Annotated in this window: 19 protein-coding genes; 2 read left to right on the top strand and 17 right to left on the bottom strand. The window is 48.8% G+C overall.

The window, feature by feature from the left end; translation table 11 throughout:
• Positions 1-102: 102 nt before the first annotated feature.
• From ACIFQM_RS04415 to ACIFQM_RS04350, 14 genes are all read right to left on the bottom strand, one after another.
• On the bottom strand, positions 103-762 hold the full coding sequence (locus tag ACIFQM_RS04415; RefSeq protein WP_404520766.1) for a response regulator: 660 nt from the start codon (positions 760-762) through the stop codon (positions 103-105).
• Entirely contained in the window at positions 759-1,598 is an 840-nt protein-coding gene (locus tag ACIFQM_RS04410; RefSeq protein ID WP_430036900.1) for a sensor histidine kinase, read from the bottom strand. Before ACIFQM_RS04410 ends, ACIFQM_RS04415 begins: the two co-directional genes overlap by 4 nt.
• A gap of 217 nt (positions 1,599-1,815) precedes the next feature.
• Positions 1,816-3,636, bottom strand: coding sequence for a thiol reductant ABC exporter subunit CydC (gene cydC, locus ACIFQM_RS04405; RefSeq protein WP_430036903.1), 1,821 nt, complete (start codon positions 3,634-3,636; stop codon positions 1,816-1,818).
• Entirely contained in the window at positions 3,617-5,416 is a 1,800-nt protein-coding gene (gene cydD, locus ACIFQM_RS04400; RefSeq protein ID WP_430036906.1) for a thiol reductant ABC exporter subunit CydD, read from the bottom strand. The genes cydC and cydD overlap by 20 nt, the downstream gene beginning before the upstream one ends.
• Complete coding sequence (gene cydB / locus ACIFQM_RS04395; RefSeq protein WP_430036909.1) at positions 5,416-6,429, bottom strand: cytochrome d ubiquinol oxidase subunit II; 1,014 nt, start codon at positions 6,427-6,429, stop codon at positions 5,416-5,418. Before cydB ends, cydD begins: the two co-directional genes overlap by 1 nt.
• Complete coding sequence (locus tag ACIFQM_RS04390; RefSeq protein WP_430036912.1) at positions 6,416-7,822, bottom strand: cytochrome ubiquinol oxidase subunit I; 1,407 nt, start codon at positions 7,820-7,822, stop codon at positions 6,416-6,418. Before ACIFQM_RS04390 ends, cydB begins: the two co-directional genes overlap by 14 nt.
• A 406-nt stretch (positions 7,823-8,228) precedes the next feature.
• Positions 8,229-9,869, bottom strand: coding sequence for a response regulator (locus tag ACIFQM_RS04385; RefSeq protein ID WP_430065062.1), 1,641 nt, complete (start codon positions 9,867-9,869; stop codon positions 8,229-8,231).
• Complete coding sequence (locus ACIFQM_RS04380; protein ID WP_430046483.1) at positions 9,862-11,652, bottom strand: sensor histidine kinase; 1,791 nt, start codon at positions 11,650-11,652, stop codon at positions 9,862-9,864. Before ACIFQM_RS04380 ends, ACIFQM_RS04385 begins: the two co-directional genes overlap by 8 nt.
• 160 nt (positions 11,653-11,812) lie before the next feature.
• On the bottom strand, positions 11,813-12,394 hold the full coding sequence (gene def, locus ACIFQM_RS04375; protein WP_430036921.1) for a peptide deformylase: 582 nt from the start codon (positions 12,392-12,394) through the stop codon (positions 11,813-11,815).
• 447 nt (positions 12,395-12,841) lie between these two features.
• The gene (locus ACIFQM_RS04370; RefSeq protein ID WP_430046481.1) at positions 12,842-13,816 is read right to left on the bottom strand and encodes a polysaccharide pyruvyl transferase family protein; all 975 of its coding nucleotides are present in this window, start codon (positions 13,814-13,816) and stop codon (positions 12,842-12,844) included.
• A complete protein-coding gene (locus ACIFQM_RS04365) occupies positions 13,791-15,170 on the bottom strand; it encodes a lipopolysaccharide biosynthesis protein (protein WP_430036927.1) in 1,380 nt (459 codons plus the stop codon). Before ACIFQM_RS04365 ends, ACIFQM_RS04370 begins: the two co-directional genes overlap by 26 nt.
• Positions 15,171-15,243: 73 nt before the next feature.
• Positions 15,244-16,197, bottom strand: a complete 954-nt coding sequence (locus ACIFQM_RS04360; RefSeq protein WP_430036977.1) for a glycosyltransferase family 2 protein — start codon at positions 16,195-16,197, stop codon at positions 15,244-15,246.
• A 40-nt stretch (positions 16,198-16,237) separates the two neighbouring features.
• On the bottom strand, positions 16,238-17,179 hold the full coding sequence (locus tag ACIFQM_RS04355; RefSeq protein ID WP_430036930.1) for a glycosyltransferase family 2 protein: 942 nt from the start codon (positions 17,177-17,179) through the stop codon (positions 16,238-16,240).
• 202 nt (positions 17,180-17,381) lie between these two features.
• Positions 17,382-18,182 carry a DUF1836 domain-containing protein gene (locus tag ACIFQM_RS04350; RefSeq protein ID WP_430036933.1) on the bottom strand — a complete coding sequence of 267 codons (801 nt, stop codon included), beginning with the start codon at positions 18,180-18,182 and terminating at the stop codon, positions 17,382-17,384.
• 223 nt (positions 18,183-18,405) lie between these two features.
• On the opposite strand from ACIFQM_RS04350, the gene ACIFQM_RS04345 reads away from it, so the two are divergent.
• Complete coding sequence (locus tag ACIFQM_RS04345; RefSeq protein WP_430036936.1) at positions 18,406-19,776, top strand: hemolysin family protein; 1,371 nt, start codon at positions 18,406-18,408, stop codon at positions 19,774-19,776.
• Positions 19,777-19,904: 128 nt separating this feature from the next.
• Positions 19,905-20,702 carry an undecaprenyl-diphosphate phosphatase gene (gene bacA, locus ACIFQM_RS04340; RefSeq protein WP_430036939.1) on the top strand — a complete coding sequence of 266 codons (798 nt, stop codon included), beginning with the start codon at positions 19,905-19,907 and terminating at the stop codon, positions 20,700-20,702.
• Positions 20,703-20,842: 140 nt separating this feature from the next.
• Here the strand turns inward: bacA and ACIFQM_RS04335 are convergent, their stop codons facing one another.
• The 3 genes from ACIFQM_RS04335 to ACIFQM_RS04325 all read right to left on the bottom strand — a co-directional run bounded on the left by ACIFQM_RS04335 (position 20,843) and on the right by ACIFQM_RS04325 (position 23,409).
• Positions 20,843-21,169, bottom strand: coding sequence for a thioredoxin family protein (locus ACIFQM_RS04335; RefSeq protein WP_430036941.1), 327 nt, complete (start codon positions 21,167-21,169; stop codon positions 20,843-20,845).
• Positions 21,170-21,381: 212 nt separating this feature from the next.
• Positions 21,382-22,293: an aldo/keto reductase gene (locus tag ACIFQM_RS04330; RefSeq protein WP_430036944.1), complete on the bottom strand. Its 912-nt coding sequence runs from the start codon at positions 22,291-22,293 to the stop codon at positions 21,382-21,384.
• A 132-nt stretch (positions 22,294-22,425) separates the two neighbouring features.
• Positions 22,426-23,409, bottom strand: a complete 984-nt coding sequence (locus tag ACIFQM_RS04325; RefSeq protein ID WP_430036947.1) for a siderophore ABC transporter substrate-binding protein — start codon at positions 23,407-23,409, stop codon at positions 22,426-22,428.
• Positions 23,410-23,412 lie beyond the last annotated feature (3 nt).

Genomic DNA, 23,412 nt, shown 5'->3' with positions numbered 1-23,412 from the left:
GTAGCACGCCAACTCTAACCAGTATATAAAAGTTAATCAAAATTTAAAATACCTCATTGGAGCTATATTCTGAACTAAATGGTGTCAAAAAAACAAAGAGGCTTATGACCTGAATTTAGGATCATCAGGAACAAGCCCCATTTCCAACGCATATCTCGTCAGTTGTACACGGTTCTGAACATGCAGCTTCTGCAAAATATTTTTCAAATGGTTTTTTACTGTGTACTCGGAAATACCGTACTTTTCGGCGATTTCCTTGTTCGTCCACCCAGCGGCCACCCCATATAAAATATCCTGCTCTCTTGAGGTAAGGCGGACCTGCGGTTCCTTTTTCGCTGTTATGGTAACGTCTTTCAAGATTTGAAAAGCCAGTTCCCGACTCAGCGGCGCCTCCTCATTCACAATAGAATGCAGATATTCCAGCCATGTGGAGGGCGCTATATTTTTTAACAGGTAGCCTTGGGCCCCCCGTTTCAAAGCTTCAAGCAGATGAATCATATCATCCGACACGGTAATCATCACTATTTTGACATATGGAAACATGAGCTTAATCCGCTGTGTAGCCTCCAGCCCGTCCATTCCAGGCATCGAAATATCCATCAGGATCAGATCTGGAAGCCACTGCTCGGTAAACTCAATTGCTTTTTCGCCGTTGTCCACCATCCCGATGATTTCAAAGCTTTGATCCATGGACAATATTTCACAGATGGCCTCGCGAGCATGAGCAGAATCGTCTACGACCAGTACACGGGTATGCGTCATTTATGTTCTCCCTCTTTGGTTATTTCCACCATGGTATACGAAGAATCCGACAGAAGCTGCAACGTCCAGTTCATATCTCCCGCTCTTTCCTTCATGATATTCAGGCCGTATCGGTCTTTAAACTGATATGGATCGGTCATAAAGCCTTTGCCGTTGTCTTTGACGGTGACTTTCCATTGATCGCAGTTACCTTCTCCAATAATCCAGAATTTGGAAGCCCGTGCGTGCTTTTCAATATTGACCACCGCCTCGCGAATACAGGCCAGAAGTTCTACTTTCTCTTTGAGATTCAGCGCATCATCGGGAATCGTCCACTGAATATCTGCATACACAGGGATTTCATGAATCATTTGCTGCACCTTATAGTCCAATGATTCGTTGGTTGCCAGCATCTCATCGGTGGTCGGATCAAATCGTAAATTGGCAATGGCCTGACGAACATAGCGGTTCACTTCGTGGACGGTCTTTCTGACTTTATAAATATCCTGACGATACTGCTCCTGATCTTCGTTATGCTCCAGGCGATCCATTTTGACGGACAACAAAAAAAGCGATTGGGCAATCCCGTCATGCAGCTCCCTGGCAAGATCCTCTCTGGCTTCAAGGGCTGCTTTGGCCGCGCGTTCGTATTGCAACTCCATCTGAATACGTTCCAGCATACGAAAAAGCTTGGTTAACAGCGTCACACTGACCAAATACAAGAGAACTGGAGTCAGCCAGTTGCCAAGGTCCATAGATATATAGGGGAGTAAAAATTGGTGTCTCACATATTCCCAGGCCCCTACCGTTAGCGTAGGTACGAATAGAATCATCCATTTAATTTGTTTATACGTCATACCGTCCTCCTTGCAGCACCACGAAACTTGCACGAACAAACTAAGCAGATCCGTGATACCCACCATTCCGAGCGTCTTTATGCATCCCAAGCATAACTTTTTTGCTGATTTAGAACAAGATCCATCCTACAGCAGATAGAAAAGAAAAAAGCCGACATCTTCATGCCGACTCCAATGTGTATGTTCATTTTACCAAAATATGGTCTTCTCTATTTCTTTACAGACTGGGATGATCCAGCTCATACAGGTTGCGGTATCGAGGTTGCTCCTGCCAGAGCTGCTCATGGCTACCTCGCATGGATATGCCACCCTGCTCCATAAAGATCACCTCGTCCATATGCTCCATCCCGGTCAGATGATGTGTAATCCAGATGAGCGTTTTGCCCTCCAGCACACGAAACATCGTCTGCATCAGTTCCTGCTCTGTCAGCGGATCGAGTCCTACGGTTGGTTCATCCAGCAGGACAATGGGGTGATTTTGAAGCAAAATCCGCGCCAGTGCAATTCGCTGTCTTTCTCCACCGGAAAAGCGCAGGCCCGTTTCCTGCATCCGGGTGTCATAGCCATCTGGCAAAGAATCAATTAGCGTTCCCAGTCCCACCTGCTCGGTTACTGCACGAACCTCTTCCAGCGTAGCATCTGGCCGCGCCAGCCGAATATTGTTCGCTACCGTTGTATCGAACAAATACGGTTGCTGGTTTAACACTGCAAACAGGCTGGAATACGCCCCGCCTGTATACACAGGCGCACCTGCGACAGTAACGCTCCCTTCATCCGGCTGCAATGCACCCTGAATCAGATTCAGAAGGGTGGACTTGCCCGCACCGCTACGACCAAGCAGTGCAACCTTCCCCCCTTGCGGCACACGCAGGGAAATGTCGCGCACGCTCCATTCTTGCGTTGCTGCATATCGGTAGCTAACGTTGTTCAGCAGCAGCTCACCTGCATTGCTCGATGGCTGGGCGGTAACATGCTCCACCTCTATTTTGTCTACAGTGCTACCTGCTGCTTGTTGCCCTGCTTTCACAGAAGCTGAGGCCGAAAACGGTGCAGGTACAGCAGGTGTAGGTGTATCTTTCTCGGAGTTCTTCAACCGTCGTAGTGAATCTTGATACTCCGGCGCATGGACCACCGCTTCTCCAGCGCGGACGAAGGCATCCAGCAACGGAAAAGCAACAAGCGCAAAGGATGCCAGCCATGTTGCCTCTATGCGGTTCTCCGCTACCAGCCCTCCAGCCCATACGGTCATCATCACAATTCCGCCACCTACGACGCATTGTGCGATCCAATGAGAGCGCCATTCGCTTCGCCGAAGTGAATTTTCTACTACAGCAGCCTTGTTATGCCGTTGGGTGAAGGAAGCCAGAAAATGTCCAGTCCGACCGCTCAGCACCAAGTCACTCATGCCAAACAAAGCATCGGTCAGCTCCTGATAGGCTGTACTCCGTTCCTGCTTAAACGTTCGTCGTTTAGCGAGTGAGGTCCACAGCGAGATGGCCGGGGCGATAAAAAGTAAAAATCCACAATACAATGCCATCATCAGGGGAAAGGCTCCGTCCATCCATCCGAGTGCTGAAATCCCCAGCGCATAGATGAGCAACGCCGATACCGCGGGCAGAACCAGCTTCAAATATATGTTTTGAAGCTGCTCAATATCCTCGGCCAGCAAACCCAACAGATCCCCTGTGCGAAACTTGCTGCGAATCATAAGCGCTTGCGGTTCTACTGCCCGGTACAGTCGCACCCGCATACGGGAAACGAGACGCAGCGCGGCATCATGCCCCACCAACCGTTCCAGGTACTGAATTACCGCTTTACTAAAACCAAACGTTCGTACAAGCACAATCGGAACGTACACCATCAATATATTTTCCGGTTTTAAGGCTGAACGGGTAATCAGGTGACCGGACGTAAAGAGCAACGCGCCTGCACATCCAATCGCCAGAGCGCCCAATAGCGCCGCAGCCAGAAAGGCCCAGAAATATTGTCTCAGATAAAATACAAACCAGCCTTGGCCGCTATTGTCCGTGGCTCTCATATCGTCCGTCCCCTCCTTCCGTCATTCCCGTCAGCAAATGGTAATATCCTCCCTTGCGGGCAACCAGTTGCTTATGCGATCCTGCCTCCTCCAGGCGACCTTGATTCATCATCCAGACACAGTCCATATCCGGCATCCAATGTAGACGATGCGTTGCGAGAAACACTCTTTTATGTTGAAAAACAGACAAAATCGTCTGTTTTAGCTCCCATTCCGTCTCGATATCCAAATGTGCCGTCGGCTCATCCAGCAAAATCACCGGACGGTTGCTCAGCAAAGCACGCGCCAACGCTATCCGCTGCGCCTGTCCTCCACTCAGCGTCCGGCCCGCTTCACCAATCGGCTCATCCCATCCATTCGGAAGACCATCCACCAGCTCACGCAATCCAACCGCGTCAATCGCCCATTCCACCTGTTCGTTGGATGCCTCCGGTTCATAAAATCGGATATTGTCCGCCAAGGAAGCGCTGAACAGGTACGGATGCTGCGGAATATAGGCAATATGCCGCTGCCATTCGGCTTGGGTATCACTAGCCAATGCCCATCCATTCACGTTCAGCTCGCCCGAGGTCGGATCAGCAAAGCCTCCAAGTATACTGAGCAGCGTTGTTTTACCTGCACCGCTGACTCCGACGATGCCGATCATATTCACATGCGGCTCAACACTCGCGGATATGTGGTCAAGCCGTGCGGAACCGCCCTCATTGAGAAGGCATATATCCGATAGCCTGATCGTATCCTGTCCCGTGATATTTAGGGCATTGCCATCACACTTAGCATTGTCTGTGCGGTCACTCCCCGTAAGGATATCCACGGAATCTGTTGGTTGAGCCGCTTCATTCTCTGTACCGAGAATGGAGCGCATTGTACCCCAAGCCTCCTTGCCATCCAGCGAGGCATGATAGTCCGATCCCAACTGGCGTACAGGCATAAAATATTCCGGGGCCAAAATCAGTACCGCAAGTGCCGCTTCCAGTCCCACCGATCCGCTAATCAGACGCAAGCCCAAGCCTACCGCCACAAAAGCGACCGACAGCATACTAAAAAAATCGAGCGCAAAAGAGGAAAGGAACGCGACCCGCAGGGTACGCATCGTAGCCGTGCGGTACTGGTCGCTGACCTTCCCGACCGTTTCTCCATGCTCCCGGCTACGGCCCAAAAACCGCAGCGTCTGTAGGCCACGCAACGAATCCGTGAAATGATGCGACAATAGGCGATAGGAGCGCCACTGTTTATCTGCCTGCTTCCGCGCCGCCAAGCCCAGCAGGATAAAGAAGCCAATCAGGATGGGCATCGTAGCCGTCAAAATCACACCTGAAATTATATCCAATGTGAAAACAGACACAAGCAGAAGTATCGTCACACACATCATGTCAATCATACGAGGAATGGACAGTTCCAAATACGTGCGAAAACGATCCACTCCATCCAGCGCCAACGTCACCAGCTTGCCGCTGCCTTCCTTGGCAGCAAAAACAGGCCCTCGCTCGAACAAACGAGCAAGCAGACGCTCCCGCAAAGAAGCGCCTGATGCTTCGGCAAAACGGCCTGCCGTCCGGCGTTGCAGCCAGATCATCGTATGCCTCGCCGCAAAAGCCGCGAAAAACAACGCGAGTGACGGCCAAGCCATCACCAGCGGATGTTTATCAAATAAAATCGTAACCGCCTTTGCCAAAAAAATCGCTTGTGCAATCACAGCGGCCCCCTGAGCCAGGGAAAGGGCGGCCAGCAGCAGCATTACCGGCCGAATGCCCTTTAATCCAAACCATGCTTTATCCATTAGTATTCCAAATGATCCTTTTCACTGAGACGCTTATGAAAAACAAAATAGCTCCACGCCTGATAAGCCAGCACAAAGGGTAAAAGCGTTGCTGCAACAATCGTCATGGCTTTCAGGGTGTAATGACTGGAGCTTGCATTATAAATCGTCAAATCAAATGCACTATTGATCGAGCTCACCATAAATCTCGGGAACAAGCCGACGAACAACGAAACGAATGTCAGCAAAATGATAGCTCCCGTCATCCCGAAGGCCCAGCCTTCGCGGCGCTGCTTCAGGAAATACCACGCCAGCACATAGGCGACGACCCCCACTGCAACTGCGGCGTACATATAAGGACCACGACGTGCGAATACATCTGTTGCAAAATAAGTCCATACCACCATACCCGCGAGCAAAACTCCTAATATTGGAAGAAATTTTGACGCAATCACACGAGCACGATCCCGCACTTCTCCAATCGTACGCAGAGAAATAAACGTTAGCCCATGCATCAGGCACATCCCAACCACGGTCAATCCAATCCATACCGTATATCCGTTAAACACATCGGAGAATCCGGCTTTCAAGTCCATGTTTTGCTGAATAGGTACACCCTTTATCAAAGCCGCAAAAGCCATACCGAACAGCATCGGCGGCAGAAAGCTGCCTATCAGAATGCAGGCATCCCACGTCCCTGTCCACCATTTTCCTTCTGCCTTGCCCCGGAATTCAAAGGAAACACCGCGTAAAATCAAACCAAGCAGAATAACTACAAATACTAGATAATATCCGCTGAACATGGTCGCATACCAGTGCGGGAAAGCCGCGAACATCGCACCTGCTGCTGTGATCAGCCATACTTCGTTAGCATCCCAGAATGGACCAATCGTATTGATCATCAAGCGTTTTTGCTGGTCATTACGCGGCACCAGACCTGTAGCCATCCCCACGCCAAAATCAAAGCCCTCCAGGAAGAAGAAGCCGGTAAACAGCACAGCAATTAATAAGAACCACAAATCATTTAACGACATTGGTGTCACCCCCTTGAGCAAATGGATCATGGATTACCGTTTCCTGATGTGGTTCGATATCCGGACCTTTGCGAGCCGTACGGACAAACAGGAATGCTAGCACACCCGTTAAAATTAAATACAATGCGGTAAACGAGATCAGTGAGAACAGCACTTCCCCTGCCCCAACGGTAGGCGAAACCGAATCTTTGGTTTGAAGTAAACCAAAGACAGTCCAAGGCTGACGCCCCACTTCCGTCATGATCCAACCCGCAGTATTTCCAATAAATGGAAGAGATATACCAAGCATCATCAAGCGGAAGAACCAGCGATGCGAGCCCTCCAATTTTTTACGGAATGTCAGATAAGCTCCGTACAAAGCAAGTGCAATCATGGCACATCCAGCCGCAATCATAATGCGGAAGCTCCAAAATGTAGTACGTACCGGCGGAATATAATTACCGGGGCCGTAGGCTTTTTCGTATTGTGCCTGAAGCTCATTCATCCCCAAAACCCCGCCGGACAGCTTGTTATAGGACAGCAAACTCAAGAGATAAGGAAGCTTAATTTCAAAGCTGTTTTCCTTCTTTTTAGGGTCAATACCTGCGATAACTGTCCAAGGGGCCGGGTCACTACTGTTTTCCCATAGCCCTTCACTCGCAGCCATTTTCATCGGCTGTGTTTCCACCAAATATTGAGCCTGTCCGTGACCAAACATCGGGATTAACATCGAACTAATCAAGGCAACAATAATACTTACTTTGAAAGAAGGCTTGAAAAAATCCAGATTCTTCTTGTGCATCAGCTTCCATGCGCTAATACCCGCGACGAGAAAAGCGCCTGTCGCAAAAGCTGCAAACAGCGTATGTGGAAACTCCCATAGCAGTTGTTCGTTCGTCAACAGAGCGAAAAAATCTTTCATTTCTGCGCGACCGTTATGAATCTCGTATCCTACCGGACGCTGCATGAATGAGTTGGCCGCCAAAATCCACAGGGCAGACAGCATCGTACCGATGGATACCAGCCACATACAGGTTAAATGGACTGCTTTGGACAGCCGTTCCCAGCCGAATACCCACAATCCGATAAAGGTTGATTCCAGGAAAAAGGCAAGCAGTGCCTCAATCGCCAGCGGCGTACCGAACACATCACCGACAAAACGGGAAAAGTCAGACCAGTTCATCCCGAACTGGAACTCCTGCAAAATCCCGGTGACCACGCCTACTGCAAAGTTAATCAGCAAAAAAGTTCCCCAGAATTGAGCCATTTTTTTGTACAAATCATTTTTTTTGATTACATACATAGTCTCCATAATCGCCACCAGCAACGACAATCCAATGGAGATCGGTACATAAACAAAGTGAAGAATTGTTGTGGTTGCAAACTGCAACCGTGCCAATTCTAATACGTCCATGATGTTATTCCTCCCCTTGCGCTTCTCTTTAGAATGAATGTTAATAATTAGGTTCTGAAGCCTTCCTTCATCCTTGTGATTGTATTCACATTATTACATATGGAACGATCACTTTTTATGAATAGCCCCCTCAGGCATCTTCATTACGGAATCACATGACCCGGCTTCAGAATATCATCATTATATAGAATAGATTTGATAGAAATAGAATCGAAAGTGTGAACATCGTGTCAAAGCTGTGTCTTAATGATGTCTAATTTATGAAAACAGCTCAAATCTTCTAGTTAGTGTGACATTTTCGATTGATCTATCCAAATTTTTTCCATGAAAAAAGCCTCTCTTCGCTCGGAGACTTTACTCCGACATCCGCAAGAGAGACTTCATTAATTGAACCCACGGGAATCCATCAACTGCCATCCGTCCCTCTGTTCTTCTGAACCCGACTACGATAGGAGGAAGGCGACATCCCCGCATATTTTTTGAATTTGCCGTGAAAATAATCGGCATTGGCATATCCGACACGTCCTGCCACCTGATGCACCCTGATTCCCTGTGCAAGCAATTCCCTTGCCCGCTCGATCCTCACCTTGTCCAGATAGGCGTTAAAAGCTTCGCCCGTATGGCTTTTGAACAATTTGCCCAAATAGCCGCTGTTGTAATTAAACATATCCGCCAACAGCTCCAAGCGCAAATTCTCATCATAATGACTATGAATGAAATCAATCAATTGTTTCATGATCGTTTCCTTACCACCTGAATCGGTCTGACCTATCCACTGCACCATATGCTCCACCGACCGATCCACCAGCTCTCCCAAGGTTGAATAGGCATATACATCCGTAATCAAGCGGGAATGCTCTTCCAGCACCGTACGGCTCTGTTCCTGTCCAGCCGCATACTTGTTCAGCGCCAAGGTAAATGTCCGTGCAAAAGCCGCCTTGATTTCAGCCTCTGAGCGATAGAGCTGTGGAAATTGGACCTCCATTTCCTTCAATACATGTATTGCAGCTTCACGATTGGACATATCCAGCGCGTAGTACAGCTTCTCTGCATAACGCATGGGGTCTGAGGCTTTGTCCGTCGTTTCGCGCATTTCCTCGTCCGAAGCTTCCAAATCGTGCAGGTCACTGGTAAGCATAACCCTTTCCGCCCGGAAAAAAAAAGTACGCTCCAGTAGACGCAGCGCCTGTTCAAAAGAACTCGGAATATCATGAAGTCTCTTCACAGGATCTCCAGCAGCTACGTATATTTTCGTTGCCCACGGCTTTAGCTCCTGTCGCCAGGAAGCCAGCAATCGAACAGCATTTTCTTCTGTGTCCACCGTGGCAGGAAGTAGCACGCCTGTATATATTCCGGCCTCGAATACAATCCCCCTGCCCTGCTCCCCGCACATTTCCGTTAGCCGCAGCTTTGCTGCCGACTGCCGGGCTTGCCGATCCCAGTCGGGTATCCGTAGATCCAGCAGTACGACCTGATAGCTTCCCCAATCCAAAGAGGGTAGCGCCGGATGCTGGCCATGATGTTCGGCTTGCTCCGTTCCTCCGTGGAGAGGGTTGCTGTGCTCCAATGCACCACGATTAGCCTGATCTTCCTGAACCGGAAACAGCAGGATTTCGATCCAATCGCGCTCATGGACAGGTGGACTTCCCCACTTGCCGTCTTCTTTTTCGCTCTCAATGCTTCGACGTACCCGTTTCAACTCTGTCGTCATTTCTTCTTCGTCCACAGGCTTCAATAAATAACCATCCACGCCAAAGCCCATCGCCTGCCGCGCATAATCAAAGTCCGCATATCCGCTTAAAATGAGAAAGTGAAAAGGCTCGCCGTTCAATTCGCGTATGCTCCGTATGACCTCCAGCCCGCTCATCCCCGGCATGCGTATATCAACAATGACCAGTTCCGGCCGATGCTCCCTAAATTTATCCAATGCCTCGCGCCCGTTCCCTGCGGTATCTACAATATGAAAGCCGCAGTCTCTCCAATCAATAATGGAGGTCAATCCTTCACGAATCGCAGGCTCATCATCCACAATCATCGCTTTATACATTCGGCCCCTCCTCCTTGGGTATTGAAAAGGTTACGGTTGTTCCTGCCTGCGGTACGCTCTCCATGTGCAGACCATAACGTTCACCATACATCAGCGTCAGACGCTGGTGAACATTGCGCAGACCAATACTGCTCCCTTCCGGCTCTTCCGTGCCTGTGATACGGTCAAGCAGACGGGACAACGGTTCTGCCTCCATGCCAGCTCCATCGTCAGCTACTTTTATTTGCAGCTCTCGCAGCTCCATCGAAATATCGACTTTCACGGTAACCGGTTCTTCCTTGTTTTCCAGGCCATGAATAACTGCGTTCTCCACCAGCGGCTGTATAATTAATGGAGGAATGGATATTTCCACAGCGCTTTCTTCCAGATTCACTTCATAGATCAAACGATTTCCAAACCGGAACTGCTGAATTTGTAAATAGGATCGCACCATATCCAGTTCCTGACGCACTGTCGTTTTACCGCTGCCAATCTCCAGATTCCGCCGCATCAATCGGCCAAGCAAACGCACCGTCGTGGCAATCTCCGCCTCCCCGTGGAGATGCGCCTTCATTCGAATAGACTCCAGCGCATTAAACAGGAAGTGCGGGTTAATCTGGCTTGCCATCATTTTCAGCTTGATATCCTTTTGCGCCATTTCGAGCCTGTTGTTTTTCTCACTCGCTTCATACACTTGCCCCATCAACTGGCGGATGCTGGCAACCATATAGTTGAAGCGGCGGGACAAGTCCCCGATTTCGTCCATCCCCTCCACGCTCGACACGACATGAAAATCCCCCGCAGCCACCTTACCCAGCTCATGGCTCAACCGCTGTAGCCGTTTGGTGATCAGCCAGGAAATCATCGTAATTAGAACCAATGCCATGACCAGCACCGCAAGAACACATAATGCGCCGATCAAGCTGATCCGGTTCGCTCCCTGTACAATGTGTTCCGTCGAAAACACCGAAATAATCGTCAATCCGCTCACACTGGAGGCTGGCAGCAGCTCATCCACAATAATGTTCGAGGATTTCCCGTTTATTTTTGCTTCATATATCCCCTTACCCGCACCCTGTACATCAAAGCCCAAATGCAAATCCGTCAATGTTTGACCCACGGACTGTGTATGGGTAGCCGCGACCACAATTCCGTTACGATCCACAATCAACGTTTCAAACGGCTCCTTGCTGAGCATATGGTTCAGCTCCGTCTGACTCAGTGCAATCATCAGAACTCCCTTGGTATTGTATTCGGGAAAGGGAATTTGCCTCACCAGACTCAGCCGATTAACCGGGTTGTCCTCTTTATCCTGAATATAAAACCAGTTAATCGCCGTCCCCTTCAAGGCCGTCTCGAACCACTTCTGCTGCTCAATGCCAGAATCTACAGGGACAAATTCCAGATTATTAACAAGCGTCGGATTATACGAATAAAACCGGATGGTCGCAATCTCTCTATACTGCTGTACATACTCATTAAAGTCTTTGTATTGATGATACGCATTCATCAGCTCTACCATGCCCGAATAACGGCGATTCGCCATCTCCCTCAGCCTTTTATCGAACATCAGCCCATTTGAAATATCCGTGGGTACGCGCAGTAAATTCGCAGTCTGGCTCTTGATCTTTTCCACATTGTTCACCGTTTGGGCAATCGCACTGTCCAAAGCCTGCTCCCGCAAATAAAACGTGACACAGCCGCCCACCACCAGCACCGGGATCATGACAATCAGCACGTAGGAGAACAGCAGCTTATTTCGCATACGCATATTATTCATCAGATGTCGAACTCCACGATACATGCCATCCCCCCGTTAGATAAGCGCTTACATTAATATGTATTACTTACTCACCGCATCACGATATACATGATTTCAGTTTAAAGCTTCACAACATCTATATCTATATTTTTGCAAAATAAAAATGTGGCGAACGGAGTCACCACACTTTACGGATCATGAACTATTCTCGCACAAAAGGCTCGATATGCACACCCTGCGGCAGCTTTTGAGGATCGTCCGGGTTAATATGGTCATAGAACATAATGCCATCCAAATGGTCCATCTCGTGCTGTACCACAATCGCCGCATAGCCTTTGAAAGTCAGCAGTTCCTGCGTTCCGTCCGGCAAATGGGCCTTAATGCGAATTTTTCCATAACGCGGGACATAGCCGGATATGTAACGATCCACTGACAAGCAGCCTTCGCCCTGTTCCAAATAAATCATGGACGTCGAGTGGCTGACCAGCTTCGGATTAAACAGCGCATACTCCACCGTTTTGTCTCCATCCTGATAATAGACAGCACACATTCTTTTGTTCAGACCGACCTGGTTGGCTGATAATCCCACACCCGGACGCAGATCATAACGAGTTGCCAGCTCTTCATTTTGACTATTTTTCAGATAATCCATCATCCACCGCATCTGTTGAAGATCCTCTTCACGCAGCGGTAGGCATACCGGATCAACCTTCGTACGCAAAATCGCTTCCCCTTCGCGCACGATATCCTTCGTGAGAAGCATGTCCATCGGTAGATTGCTCATTCGTCAGCCTCGATTCTACTGCAAGTTTTATCTCATAAATTATATCTATTCATGAAATGAATTGTCAAAACAAAGCGGTATTTGGAGGGATGTTTGTGTAATTGTGACCGCTACGCGGGCGGATCATTCTTACGATCGCTGTTGCTTCTTCAGAACGATTCTGCCCACTTCGCTGCTGTTTTCGTTACACGGTCATTTTTAAACAAACTGTTTTTGAAAGTCTGAATAATCCAGTATCTTCTATTATTACGACATAGAAGATACCCCACTCTGTTAGTTTAAGCCATTAAATATTCATTGCCTTAATTGTTTATCTAATTAAATCATATCTTTGCTCTATATAGCACTAAACAAAAAACCTCCTAAACCAATTAAATGGTCAGGAGGTCTTGAAAAATTTCAGTGCAATTAGAGATTACTCTCAATACTCAATAACTTTCCTTACTATTAAGAAGGCTGCTCCAGCGCATCAGGTGTGTCTCTGAACAGCTTCGCCTTGGGATTAGGCTGTGTCCAGGTGTTATAATACTGCGAGTTTTTGCCGTAGGAATTATCAATGACGACATGCGGCATATCGAGCAGGCAGGCCAGAATATGACCATGCAGCCGTGAGGTGCGAACCTCGCGGTAAGAGCTGAACAGCGTAACCGCTTTGTTCATGAGGTGGTCGGTGTACTTGTACCAAAAGGTACGCGTAGGCAGCGGACCGCCGATTTTTTTATCCAGACGGTAAAACTTCTGGAAGTAGACGATCCCTTTCACTTCCAGCGGAGTGAACAGAGTATCCCAGTCCAGACGGTGGGCGGCATCTGCTTCGTCGTCGAATTGCTTTTGCCCCCCTACGGTTTCAATATCCGTACGCAGGAAGTACAGTACGTCCTTGACCGTTTCCGTAGTCGGCTTCAACGGCCAGAGCTGGTGCGCCATGTCCGGGCATAGCGTGATGCTGCACTGATTCAGCTTTTCCTTGGCCCACTGATAAGAACGTATATCCCGCACAAACATATGTAGATCCGGGTGACCATTGAACAGCGCAGCGACCTCATTCCCCTTCTGTTCAGATTGAAAATGGATCGTCTGCGGCATGATTACAATGCGGTGGCTCGGAAAATCCCGCACGATGCGTTCCCGCAAATTTTGGTGATTTGAATATAAATCGCCGAAATTGCCGCCTCCATGACACACGATAATCCAGTCGCCCGGAATTTGAAGCTGATCGGGAATATCCATAGCACTGTAACGGGCACGAACACGGATACCGTTATCCTTGAAGAACGCCTCGGTGCCTTTCATGATGAGTACGTCTCCACCGTTGTTATACACGGGGTAGTCAACATAAATGATGTTCGAGCCTTGGGGGACTACGTCGAGAATGACGCTCAGCTTATTTTTCAGTTTAGCCATGGGATGCGAATTCGGCATCTTTCAGTTCTCCCTTCCTGCGCTTCTTTTGTATGGTCTGAATAACAAATGTGATATCACTTTTATCAAAAATGATCCGTGATAACGGAACATCGAAAAACATTGGGAATGAAAACAGGGAGAATGCCAACCGTACACAAGCGCCTACGAGCAAAGCAATGGCAATGCCGTTCAGACCGAAGATCGGGGTACAAATAAAGAACAGACCGACGGTAATCGCATATGCCACAATTTGCCGAAACAGCACCAGCCCCGGCCGACCCAATGCGTTGAAGGCCGAAGCCAGAATCCATGAACCGCCTCCGATGATGCACTCCAGCGACAGCAGGTAGAAGGTTAACGATGCTTCCAGAAAAGCGGGGCCATACAGCAACCCCAGCATGTATCGTCCAATGAACAAAGCCGGCACGATGACGATCAGCATGGCAGCCATGGAGATGCGAAAAGCACGACCGACGGTTTCGACAATTTTGCTGTGCTCCATTCCGGTCACCTTCGGAAAGGTTACATTCGTGACGGCATTTTGCACCACATTGAACACACGCGACAGAGCATAGACGACAGAGTACAGACCAAACGCCTTGGGTGACAGCAGCGCCACGATGACGATTTTGTCTGTTTGGGTGGACAGCGTCCCCATCAACTCCATCCCGTAGACTCTCGCTCCATAGCTATAATAAGGGCGGAGCACCTGGCGGCTGGTGAACGGGCGGAAAGCACGCAAATTCATATGCTTGCGCAAACGGAGGAACGCCCAGACCAGTGCAAGGAAGCTCGCGGCAAAATTAACGGCCCCCGCCAGCTGCACATGGAGCAGCCCCATCACCCACAACATCACCAGACCGATGAAGTTCAGCAGCGGATAATAAAACAACAGCCCATTATATACGCTAAACCGATCCAGCCCTTGCGATAATGCTGTTGTCAGCGCCGTAAGCACCGCCAGCGGTACCGCAGCCGCACAATAGAGCTGTGACAGGTGGACGATATCCGCACCATAGCCATTCAGCCACAGCGGCATACATATCCAGGCTACAGCTCCCGCCAGCAAGCTGGCAGGCAACTGAATCCACAGCGACAGCGCCACCAGCTCCTCTGTCGTGCCTGTTTTCTTCTTGAGGTTATAGATCAGCGACGTTGGCAAGCCGAAGCTCAGCACGCTGCCGATCAGCGTAGGCCAGAACAGAACTGCCGCCAGTTCTCCTTTCCCCTCGACTCCGAGCATACGTGCGGTCAGGATGGAAGTCAGGGTCGTGACGATCAGCACGAAAAAATTGTTAAAGCTCGTGCGCATGATCGTTTTGGCGAGACTGTCACCCGTGAATACTTTCCTTACTGCTGTCCATGTGCTCATGTTACGTCCAACTCCTGTTCCTTATTAAGCCTCTCGTCTCTATGCTCACATCGTGTCTCCTGCCGCACCTCCATCAGCCTACCGTTTTTTTGGAATTTCGTTCAGGTAGCTGCCCTCCGCCCATTGGCTCCTTCTGACTTGAAAAAATCGCCTTCAGTGCTCTTCTGTAGCCTTGAATGGCAGAATGATTTTTCTTGGGCTTCTCTCTCAAAATTTGATACAGCGTCGTCCAATACAGCGCAGCATAGCCAATCGGACCAGATCGCTCGTCCCGCAGCAGATGAATATGATTCATCACCCGCATATAAGTGACCTGCTCCATATTGTCGCGCGAGGACGACGATTCGTGGTGAAGCAGCGTAAGCGCCGGGTTAATATACAGCGGTCCGCTTTTCATGGCAATTCGTGAAAGTAACAGGTCTTCCCCTACACTATAGCTTTGCAGCCAAGGGACCGGCTCGAGACTGCGAATCGCCTCACGGCGAAATGACATATTGCAGCCATGAAAAAACTCGGTTCGAAACGTCTTCTTCGCCTTGTGCCAGTTGTACATCGAGCCGGACTGACCGCTGAGAGACAGCCTTCCTTTGGACAAGGACTGCTGAAATGATAGCAGGCAACGAATGCTTCCCATGAAGCTGTTGCTCATTCCCTGCGCAATCCCGCCGACACCAGCGGCCTGCGGGTAAGCCTCATAGGTACGTATCAGCTCGTTCAAATAATTGTTCGGCAGCTCAACATCATCGTCAAGAAACAAAATGATATCGCCCTGCGCCAGCTCAACTGTTTTTACACGTGAAAGCCATAAGCCCGGCTGCTCCTTGCGATGGTATCTGTAGGTAATCCCCGCTCTGCCCAATTGACGCTCATAGCGTTCCAGCACATGCTTGGGCAGTTCTCCATCATCAATAATCCACAGCTCGGTTTCACATGCCTCCGGTGCCCCACCCATAGCTATTGTATTAATGCATCGGGTCAGATCGTCAACCCGATTGCGGGTGCACAGGGCAATGGACAAGCTTAACATCATACTCCCCCTTTATCCTGAAAATGTGTGTGGAATCAGATTACTGAACCGCCGGGCCTAAATATTCGTTATATTTTTGCTTGCGCGGATTCAGAATGAACAGCACCCCCTGTTTGTATCCTGCTGCTGCATTAAAGTTACGGCGTAGTATTTCCTTGAACATCAGGTAGGACAAGGTCCATAAAAGCGCCCCGTACTGGATGGCTCCCGCCTTTTTCAGAGCAAGGAAATAATAGTGATTAATCGCTGTAGCCTTGGCTACTTTGCCCGCCTTATCGCGCGAGCTTGGAGATTCGTGATGAATGATCGTTAAGTCGGGATTGATAACCAGCTTGCCGTAACGGCTCGCCAACTGGCACATATACAAATCGTCAGCCACGGCATAGCTGGTCATCCACGGATACGGCTTCATATCCCGAAGCGCATCCCGCCGGAATGACATGTTGCAGCCATGAAAAAATTCCGTGTCAAAAACCTCTGTTGCTTCTCCCCAGCGCAGCAATGAGCCTGCCAGACTACTGGGCGAAAGCTTGCCGAGAGACGGGGACATCTGAAATGTCAAAATGCCCAGCAGCTTCCCTGCCCGGCTCGAATGTAGTCCCTTTGCAATCCCTCCAACACCCACAATCGTTTCATCCTGATCATAGGTATCGAGCAAGCGCCGGATATAGAGTTTATCGTCCAGTTCGGCATCATCGTCAAAATACAGCACGATATCATACCGTACAAGAGATAACGCTTCATAGCGGGACAACCAAACGCCGGGACGACTTTTTTTATGATACTTCAAAACGCCTTGAGGCAAGCCGGATACCAGGTCACGGTACAGCTCGACCTGTTGGTCGGAAAGATCGCCGTCATCCACAATCAGCAGCTCTACAGCCGTATGCTCCAGCTGCTGCTGTCCTGCGATAGATTGTATACAGCGTGTCAGATCCTCGATCCGATTGCGGGTACAAATGATGATGGAGACATCGGACATGCCATTACCTCCTGTGTGTATCCAGATGCTTTGGAAGAGATATTCAAAGTTTTTCCAATTGCTGGATGATATATGTTTATTGTATCTTTGACAGCGTTTGAGTGTATATACCTCTTTTGTATACTTTTTCAGTCTCCAAAAGGGTAGACAATACTCGAAAAAGGGCAAAAAAATAGGATCGGCTTCTAGCGCCAATCCTGATCTACCCTTGAAAGTCCAGAAACAACGTCGCATTCACATACCTGCGTGCCATGGACAAAAAATAACTATTTTGCACCGATACCGCAGCTACCAGCAATGTATTCCGAACGGCTTGACACTGGTTAGGGGTCAAATGCTGCAAACGGCTGGTGTATTGATCTGCGGCCTGAATCAGCAGCTCCTCTGTCGCACCCTCCTGACGCTGCTGCCCTGTAGCGGCATTTCCGTTTTCTTTGGCAAGCCCGCCCCCTGCCACATCCAGCAGTTGATCTCCATTCGCATCCAGCTCCTCAAACAAGGTTGAATAAGCAGCGTACAAATCGACCGGCTGGATTAGATCATCCGTATCATCCTCCGGCTGCTGGAACAGGATATGAAATAACTGACGGATGGATTCAAAATCAAGGCACGATTTCAAATCCTCCACAATGAGCAGCAGTGCGGCCTGGTTGACTGAATATTTCTTGCCGATCTTCGGCGATCCGAGAAATTCCTTGAAGTCGCGTTTGACCCAATTTTGCATGGAGGCTAGTGAAACATGGCTATATTCGACCAGTTGGCCAAGAGAAACGATCTCCTGTAGTGAAAAAGCTGCGCTGTGCTTGCCCTTGATAATTTTATCCAGCACAGGCGTTACCTCAGTATACAAAAATGTCGGCATCGTGCTGCCGGGACGGTCCGGATGGATATGGGTGCGTCTCCAGGCATCCTGAAGAACGGCCAACGGCTGCAATTCGCGGCGACCTTCCATCGCCAGCAGCAAATGGGCCATATCACGGCGTGTGAGGGTAAAAGACTCCATCTGCTTTCCTCCCTTTAAACCATTTCAAGTTCATTTGAACTCATCATACGCCCATAAACTAGGCTTGTAAAGTGAAGCAATGATCCGTGCGGGTTCTGTTTTGCCTTATTTTCCGTGCAAATTGGAGGTAGGTGACCTACTATGATTGGATATGAACCTTGTATATTTGCTTTTAAGTTCTTAAAATAAGTTCAAGTGAACTTAAAATGGAGTTCATTAAAAATTGAACGAAAAAGGGATGAGTGAAAATTACATGGGTATAGGTGTCAGTCTATTTTTGTTCGCGGTGTTGATTATATTTAGTGCTTTCTTCGTGGCTACCGAGTTTGCGATTATTAAAATCCGTTCCAGCCGGGTCGATCAGCTGGTAGTGGAGAACCGTAAAAACGCACTGGCGCTACAAAAGGTCGTCAATAATCTGGACGGCTACCTGTCCGCCTGTCAGCTTGGTATTACGATTACAGCGTTGGGACTCGGCTGGCTCGGTGAACCGACCGTGGTCAAATTGCTGGAGCCTCTCTTTCAACAGCTCAACATCAATGGGGAATTTTCACATATCCTGGCCTTTATTATTTCATTTGTCATTGTAACTTACCTGCACGTGGTTATCGGTGAGCTGGCTCCCAAAACGCTGGCGATCCGCAAAGCAGAAGCCGTGAGCTTATTGACCTCCCCGGTCATCGTATGGTTTAACCGGATTATGTATCCGTTTATCTGGCTCCTGAACGGCTCGGCCAACCGTCTGGTTCGTCTGTTTGGTCTTCAACCGGCAAGCGAGCATGAGGAAGCACACTCGCAGGAGGAAATTCAGATCATTTTGTCCGAAAGCGTCGAAAGTGGTAAGATCAATAACACCGAATATGGCTACGTGAATCGTATCTTTGCTTTTGACGAGACCGTTGCCAAAGAAATTATGGTGCCACGTACAGATATGGTATGCTTGTTTACGAATCGCTCGCTGAAAGAAAACATGCTAACCATTCACGAAGAGCAGTATACCCGTTTTCCGGTGGCGACAGAGAGCAAGGATCAGATCATCGGTATGATTAATACCAAGCAATTGTTCCTTGAGTATGACCGCAACCCTGAGCTTGATTTCCATAGTCTGATTCAACCGATCCTGACTGTTCCGGAAGTGATACCTGTCAACACGCTGCTTAAACGCATGCAGAAGGAGCAGGTTCATATCGCCCTTCTCGTCGATGAATACGGCGGAACCTCCGGTCTGATTACCATTGAAGACATTTTGGAGGAAATTGTTGGCGAAATTCGTGATGAATTTGATAAGGATGAACGGAAGGAAATCGAGAAATTAACGGAGAACCGTTATTTGATGGATGGCAAGGTGATGCTTTCCGATCTGAGTGATCTGACTGGCTTGACGTTGGACGATGAGGACGTGGATACTGTCGGAGGGTGGGTGTATAGTCGGGTTCCAGAACCGAGACAGGGCAAGGAATTCATAGAAGATGATGTGAAATTTATCATTCGGGAAATGGGTAAAAATCGTATTCGACGGGTGGAGATTATTCTACACAATGAATCTCCTGTATCTGAGTTGGAAGCGGAATCGGACACTTCTTCCCGGGAGTGAACCTCTGTGACCTGAGTGGCCTGCACTGTGCACTTGACACTTGCGTTCACTCCTACTGAAATGACATACTTCCAGGGCAAACGGCTTAGGCCGTTTGCCCTGCACGCGTGTAAGGAGGAAATAGTAAAGTGGATATTTTATCATCTATTATTATGGGCATTATTGAAGGGCTGACAGAGTTTTTGCCGGTCTCTTCGACGGGTCATATGATCCTGACGGCTGATCTTCTGGGGTTAAATACGGAGAGTGATACAGTCAAAACGTTCGAGGTTATTGTGCAATTGGGTGCTGTGCTGGCGGTCGTCGTATTGTACTGGCGCAGGTTCCTGAGCCTGTTTGATTTCAGACGCAGAATCTCGAGCCAGCCACGTCTGAACCTGCTACACATTATTTTGGCCATGATCCCTGCGGGTGTGATTGGCGTGCTGTTCCGTGATGTCATCAAGCAATACCTGTTTGGCCCTCAAACTGTTCTGTACAGTCTGGTCATCGGAGGCTTGCTCATGATCGCGGCTGAAAAATTCCATCCGCCTATTAAATCGCATACGGTGGATGACATTACGTATAAGCAGGCTTTTACGATTGGCTTGTTCCAGGTCCTGGCTTTATGGCCCGGCTTCTCCCGTTCAGGCTCAACCATGTCCGGGGGCCTATTCGCCCGTGTAAGCCATACAGCAGCCGCTGAATTTACATTTTTGGTTTCTGTTCCAGTCATGCTGGGCGCATCGGGCATTGATATGATCAAAAGCATGGACCATCTGTCCATGAGCGATTTTCCGGTGTTCGCGGCAGGCTTTATCACTGCCTTTATCGTCGGAATGCTGGCGATCAAAACGTTCCTCGGTCTGCTCAAACGCTTGAGCCTGACTTCATTCGCCATCTACCGCTTCGTATTGGCGGCTGTGTTCTTCTTCATTATTTTGTAAGCTGTTGTTTGTTGCCGCAAAGCCTTCATGCTTTTCAGCAATAACAGCTCGTTTCGTATGACAAAAAAGGGTTATCCCATAGGCTTGATTTGTCAGCCATGGGATAACCCTTTTTCTATTTCAGCATGTTGCATCATTCATTATTGTTTTGATTCCAACGTGGTCAGGTATTCGGAAATTTGTGCTGGCGTCTTGGCATATTTGCTGTGCAAATGAGCAATTTTTTCGCCGTTACGGAAAACAAGCAGGCTCGGAATTCCACGCACTTGATTTTCTTCGGCAATCGGCTGGAATTTCTCGGCATCAAGCGCAAAGAAACGCTTATCCGCATTTTCCTCGATAATGCCACCCATGAATTTATCCAGTGTCTTGCAATCCGGACACCAGTTTGTATCAAATTTTACGACCGTCAAGCCGTCACCGTTAATCAAATCCTGATACTGCTGCTGTGATTCGATGCGTTCCATTTGTTGGTTCCTCCTAAAGTATATTTATGAACGTCTCCATACTCGAATATGGATTATAAACCTGAGCTTACTCTTATATTGTAATGATTCTTTCATATATTGCAACTACGGTGAGTACACGTTCGAACGTATGGCCCGATATACTGGCTGGCAAATCGCATTTTCGACCCGACCGTGTGACAAAGATTCCCTCTGCCCTACGTGTGCTCGTATCAGCGGTATTGCGAATCATAGCGGTTAGCCCGGCTAATCTGCTGTAGCACCTCCCGCTCCTGTTGGGTTAACGACGGGAGACTTGCTGCTGCGATATTATGCTCCAATTGTCCCAAAGAGCTTGCACCCGGAATAACGGCAGCGACAGCCGGATGAGACAGACTATAACGGATCGCCGTCTGCCCCATGCTGCGCTCTGTCCCCGTGAACGCCTTTAATTGCTTGCGTACGTCCAGCAGCTCCGTCTCTTTGTAGTCCAGATAGCCCTTGGCTACCTTGCCTTCGCCTTCGTCGGTCAACACGCCGCTGGCGACAGGCCCGCGTGCAAGGACACTGATTCCGCGCTCCTGAAGCAAAGACAGTACCTCTTCCTCTGCCCGACGGTCCAGCAAGCTATATTGATTCATGACACTGACGATATTGGAACGCTCGACATATTCGCGGATGACGTGAGGGCGAATTGAGGAAATGCCATAATAACGGATGACCCCCTCCCTTTGGAGCTGTTCAAAAGCCTCAATCGTTTCGTCGATGGGATCGTCAATCGTTCCTCCGTGAAGCTGATACAGGTCGATATAGTCCGTCCCCAGGCGGCGCAGGCTTTCTTTGACCGCAGACAGAATATACTCCTTGGACGGGTCCCACCCCCAGCCCTCCTGGCCCGGCATACGCCGATTACCGACCTTGGTCGCCAAAACGACATCTTGACGCCGTCCACGAATCGCTGCACCCACGATTTCCTCATTACGTCCGTGATGGTACAAATCCGCCGTATCCAGCAGGTTCACGCCCCGATCCAGCGCTTCATGGATCAGGTAAACACCTTGCTGTTCCTCCGTACCGACCGACATACAGCCCAGGCCAATCTCGCCTACCAGCAAATCCGAAGATCCCAGACGATTTTTCTTCATATATGGGTTCCCTCACTTTCAATAGCGTGTAACATCAATTTTTGAATATTACTCTATTATACGCAAAAAATAACCCCAAAGGGCATAGAGACTCACGATCTCCAATCCTTTGGGGTTATTGCATGTTATCCATTACAACGCGGCGTCAATTTCCTTGATCATTTCCGATACGGATTCCAGACCATTACCTGACAGGTACCAGTAGTTCGGGTCAAGATACACAATATGACCGTTTTTAAATGCATTGGTTTTCTTCACCAGTTCATTCTCAATCGTTTGTTTGCCTGTGACCTGTTCCTTGCCCTCCTCTACCACAACAGCTCCACGGTCAACGACAAAGATGTAATCCGGATTTTTTTGCTGTACATATTCAAATGAAACCTTTTGTCCATGGGTGGATACTTTAATGTCAGGATCCACAGGGGTTACGCCAAAAGCATCATGAATGATACCGAAGCGGGATTGCTCGCCATATGCGCTCAGGCTACCTTCATTCGTCAGTACGATTAGTCCTTTGGCTTTGCTCGCTACAGCCTTGTCATGTACGGCCTTGATGGAGCTATCAATCGTAGCCAATTCCTGTTTGGCAGCATCCTCTTTAGCGAAAATTTTACCCAGTGTTTCAACGTTTTTCTTAAAGGAATTCACAAAATCCTTGGTGTCTACTGCCAACGAAATGGTCGGTGCAATTTTGCTCAATTCTTTGTACGCATCTGCCTGTCTGCCACCAATGATGATCAATTCAGGAGAAAGATCGCTGATTTTCTCGTAATCCGGTTCAAACAGCGTACCTGCACTTGCATATTTGGAATCTTTATACTTGCTCAAATATGTAGGAAGGTCCTGCTGTGCTACCGCCGCAACGTCAACACCCAGCTTATCCAGCGTATCCAACGCGCCAAAGTCAAAAACAACGACATTTTTCGGATTGACCTTTACTTGAACCGGATTTTCATCCAATGCATGTTTAACTTCGATGGTTTTGGATTCTGTTGTTGCAGCAGAAGATGATCCGTTGCCCGTCGCTTCCTGAGTGGCTGGAGCCGCTTTGCCGCAGGCTGACACGATCAGTACCAGCGCCAGCATCAGCGTTAAAAACATCATATTTTTCTTCATTTT

Source organism: Paenibacillus sp. NRS-1782 (assembly GCF_050467685.1).
Classification (GTDB): Bacteria; Bacillota; Bacilli; order Paenibacillales; family Paenibacillaceae; genus Paenibacillus; species Paenibacillus terrae_A.
Note: the sequence above shows the minus strand (reverse complement) of the source record. Positions and strands in the feature narration are given on the sequence as shown.

Excerpts from the sequence above, each read along its gene's own strand:
- cydB (WP_430036909.1), bottom strand. The coding sequence starts at position 6,429 with ATGTCGTTAAATGATTTGTGGTTCTTATTAATTGCTGTGCTGTTTACC.
- ACIFQM_RS04390 (WP_430036912.1), bottom strand. The coding sequence starts at position 7,822 with ATGGACGTATTAGAATTGGCACGGTTGCAGTTTGCAACCACAACAATT.
- ACIFQM_RS04335 (WP_430036941.1), bottom strand. The coding sequence starts at position 21,169 with ATGGAACGCATCGAATCACAGCAGCAGTATCAGGATTTGATTAACGGT.
- cydC (WP_430036903.1), bottom strand. The coding sequence starts at position 3,636 with ATGAGAGCCACGGACAATAGCGGCCAAGGCTGGTTTGTATTTTATCTG.
- ACIFQM_RS04410 (WP_430036900.1), bottom strand. The coding sequence starts at position 1,598 with ATGACGTATAAACAAATTAAATGGATGATTCTATTCGTACCTACGCTA.
- cydD (WP_430036906.1), bottom strand. The coding sequence starts at position 5,416 with ATGGATAAAGCATGGTTTGGATTAAAGGGCATTCGGCCGGTAATGCTG.
- ACIFQM_RS04385 (WP_430065062.1), bottom strand. The coding sequence starts at position 9,869 with ATGTATAAAGCGATGATTGTGGATGATGAGCCTGCGATTCGTGAAGGA.
- def (WP_430036921.1), bottom strand. The coding sequence starts at position 12,394 with ATGAGCAATCTACCGATGGACATGCTTCTCACGAAGGATATCGTGCGC.
- ACIFQM_RS04415 (WP_404520766.1), bottom strand. The coding sequence starts at position 762 with ATGACGCATACCCGTGTACTGGTCGTAGACGATTCTGCTCATGCTCGC.
- ACIFQM_RS04365 (WP_430036927.1), bottom strand. The coding sequence starts at position 15,170 with ATGAGCACATGGACAGCAGTAAGGAAAGTATTCACGGGTGACAGTCTC.
- ACIFQM_RS04350 (WP_430036933.1), bottom strand. The coding sequence starts at position 18,182 with ATGGAGTCTTTTACCCTCACACGCCGTGATATGGCCCATTTGCTGCTG.
- ACIFQM_RS04325 (WP_430036947.1), bottom strand. The coding sequence starts at position 23,409 with ATGAAGAAAAATATGATGTTTTTAACGCTGATGCTGGCGCTGGTACTG.
- ACIFQM_RS04380 (WP_430046483.1), bottom strand. The coding sequence starts at position 11,652 with ATGTATCGTGGAGTTCGACATCTGATGAATAATATGCGTATGCGAAAT.
- ACIFQM_RS04360 (WP_430036977.1), bottom strand. The coding sequence starts at position 16,197 with ATGTTAAGCTTGTCCATTGCCCTGTGCACCCGCAATCGGGTTGACGAT.
- ACIFQM_RS04355 (WP_430036930.1), bottom strand. The coding sequence starts at position 17,179 with ATGTCCGATGTCTCCATCATCATTTGTACCCGCAATCGGATCGAGGAT.
- ACIFQM_RS04370 (WP_430046481.1), bottom strand. The coding sequence starts at position 13,816 with ATGCCGAATTCGCATCCCATGGCTAAACTGAAAAATAAGCTGAGCGTC.
- ACIFQM_RS04330 (WP_430036944.1), bottom strand. The coding sequence starts at position 22,293 with ATGAAGAAAAATCGTCTGGGATCTTCGGATTTGCTGGTAGGCGAGATT.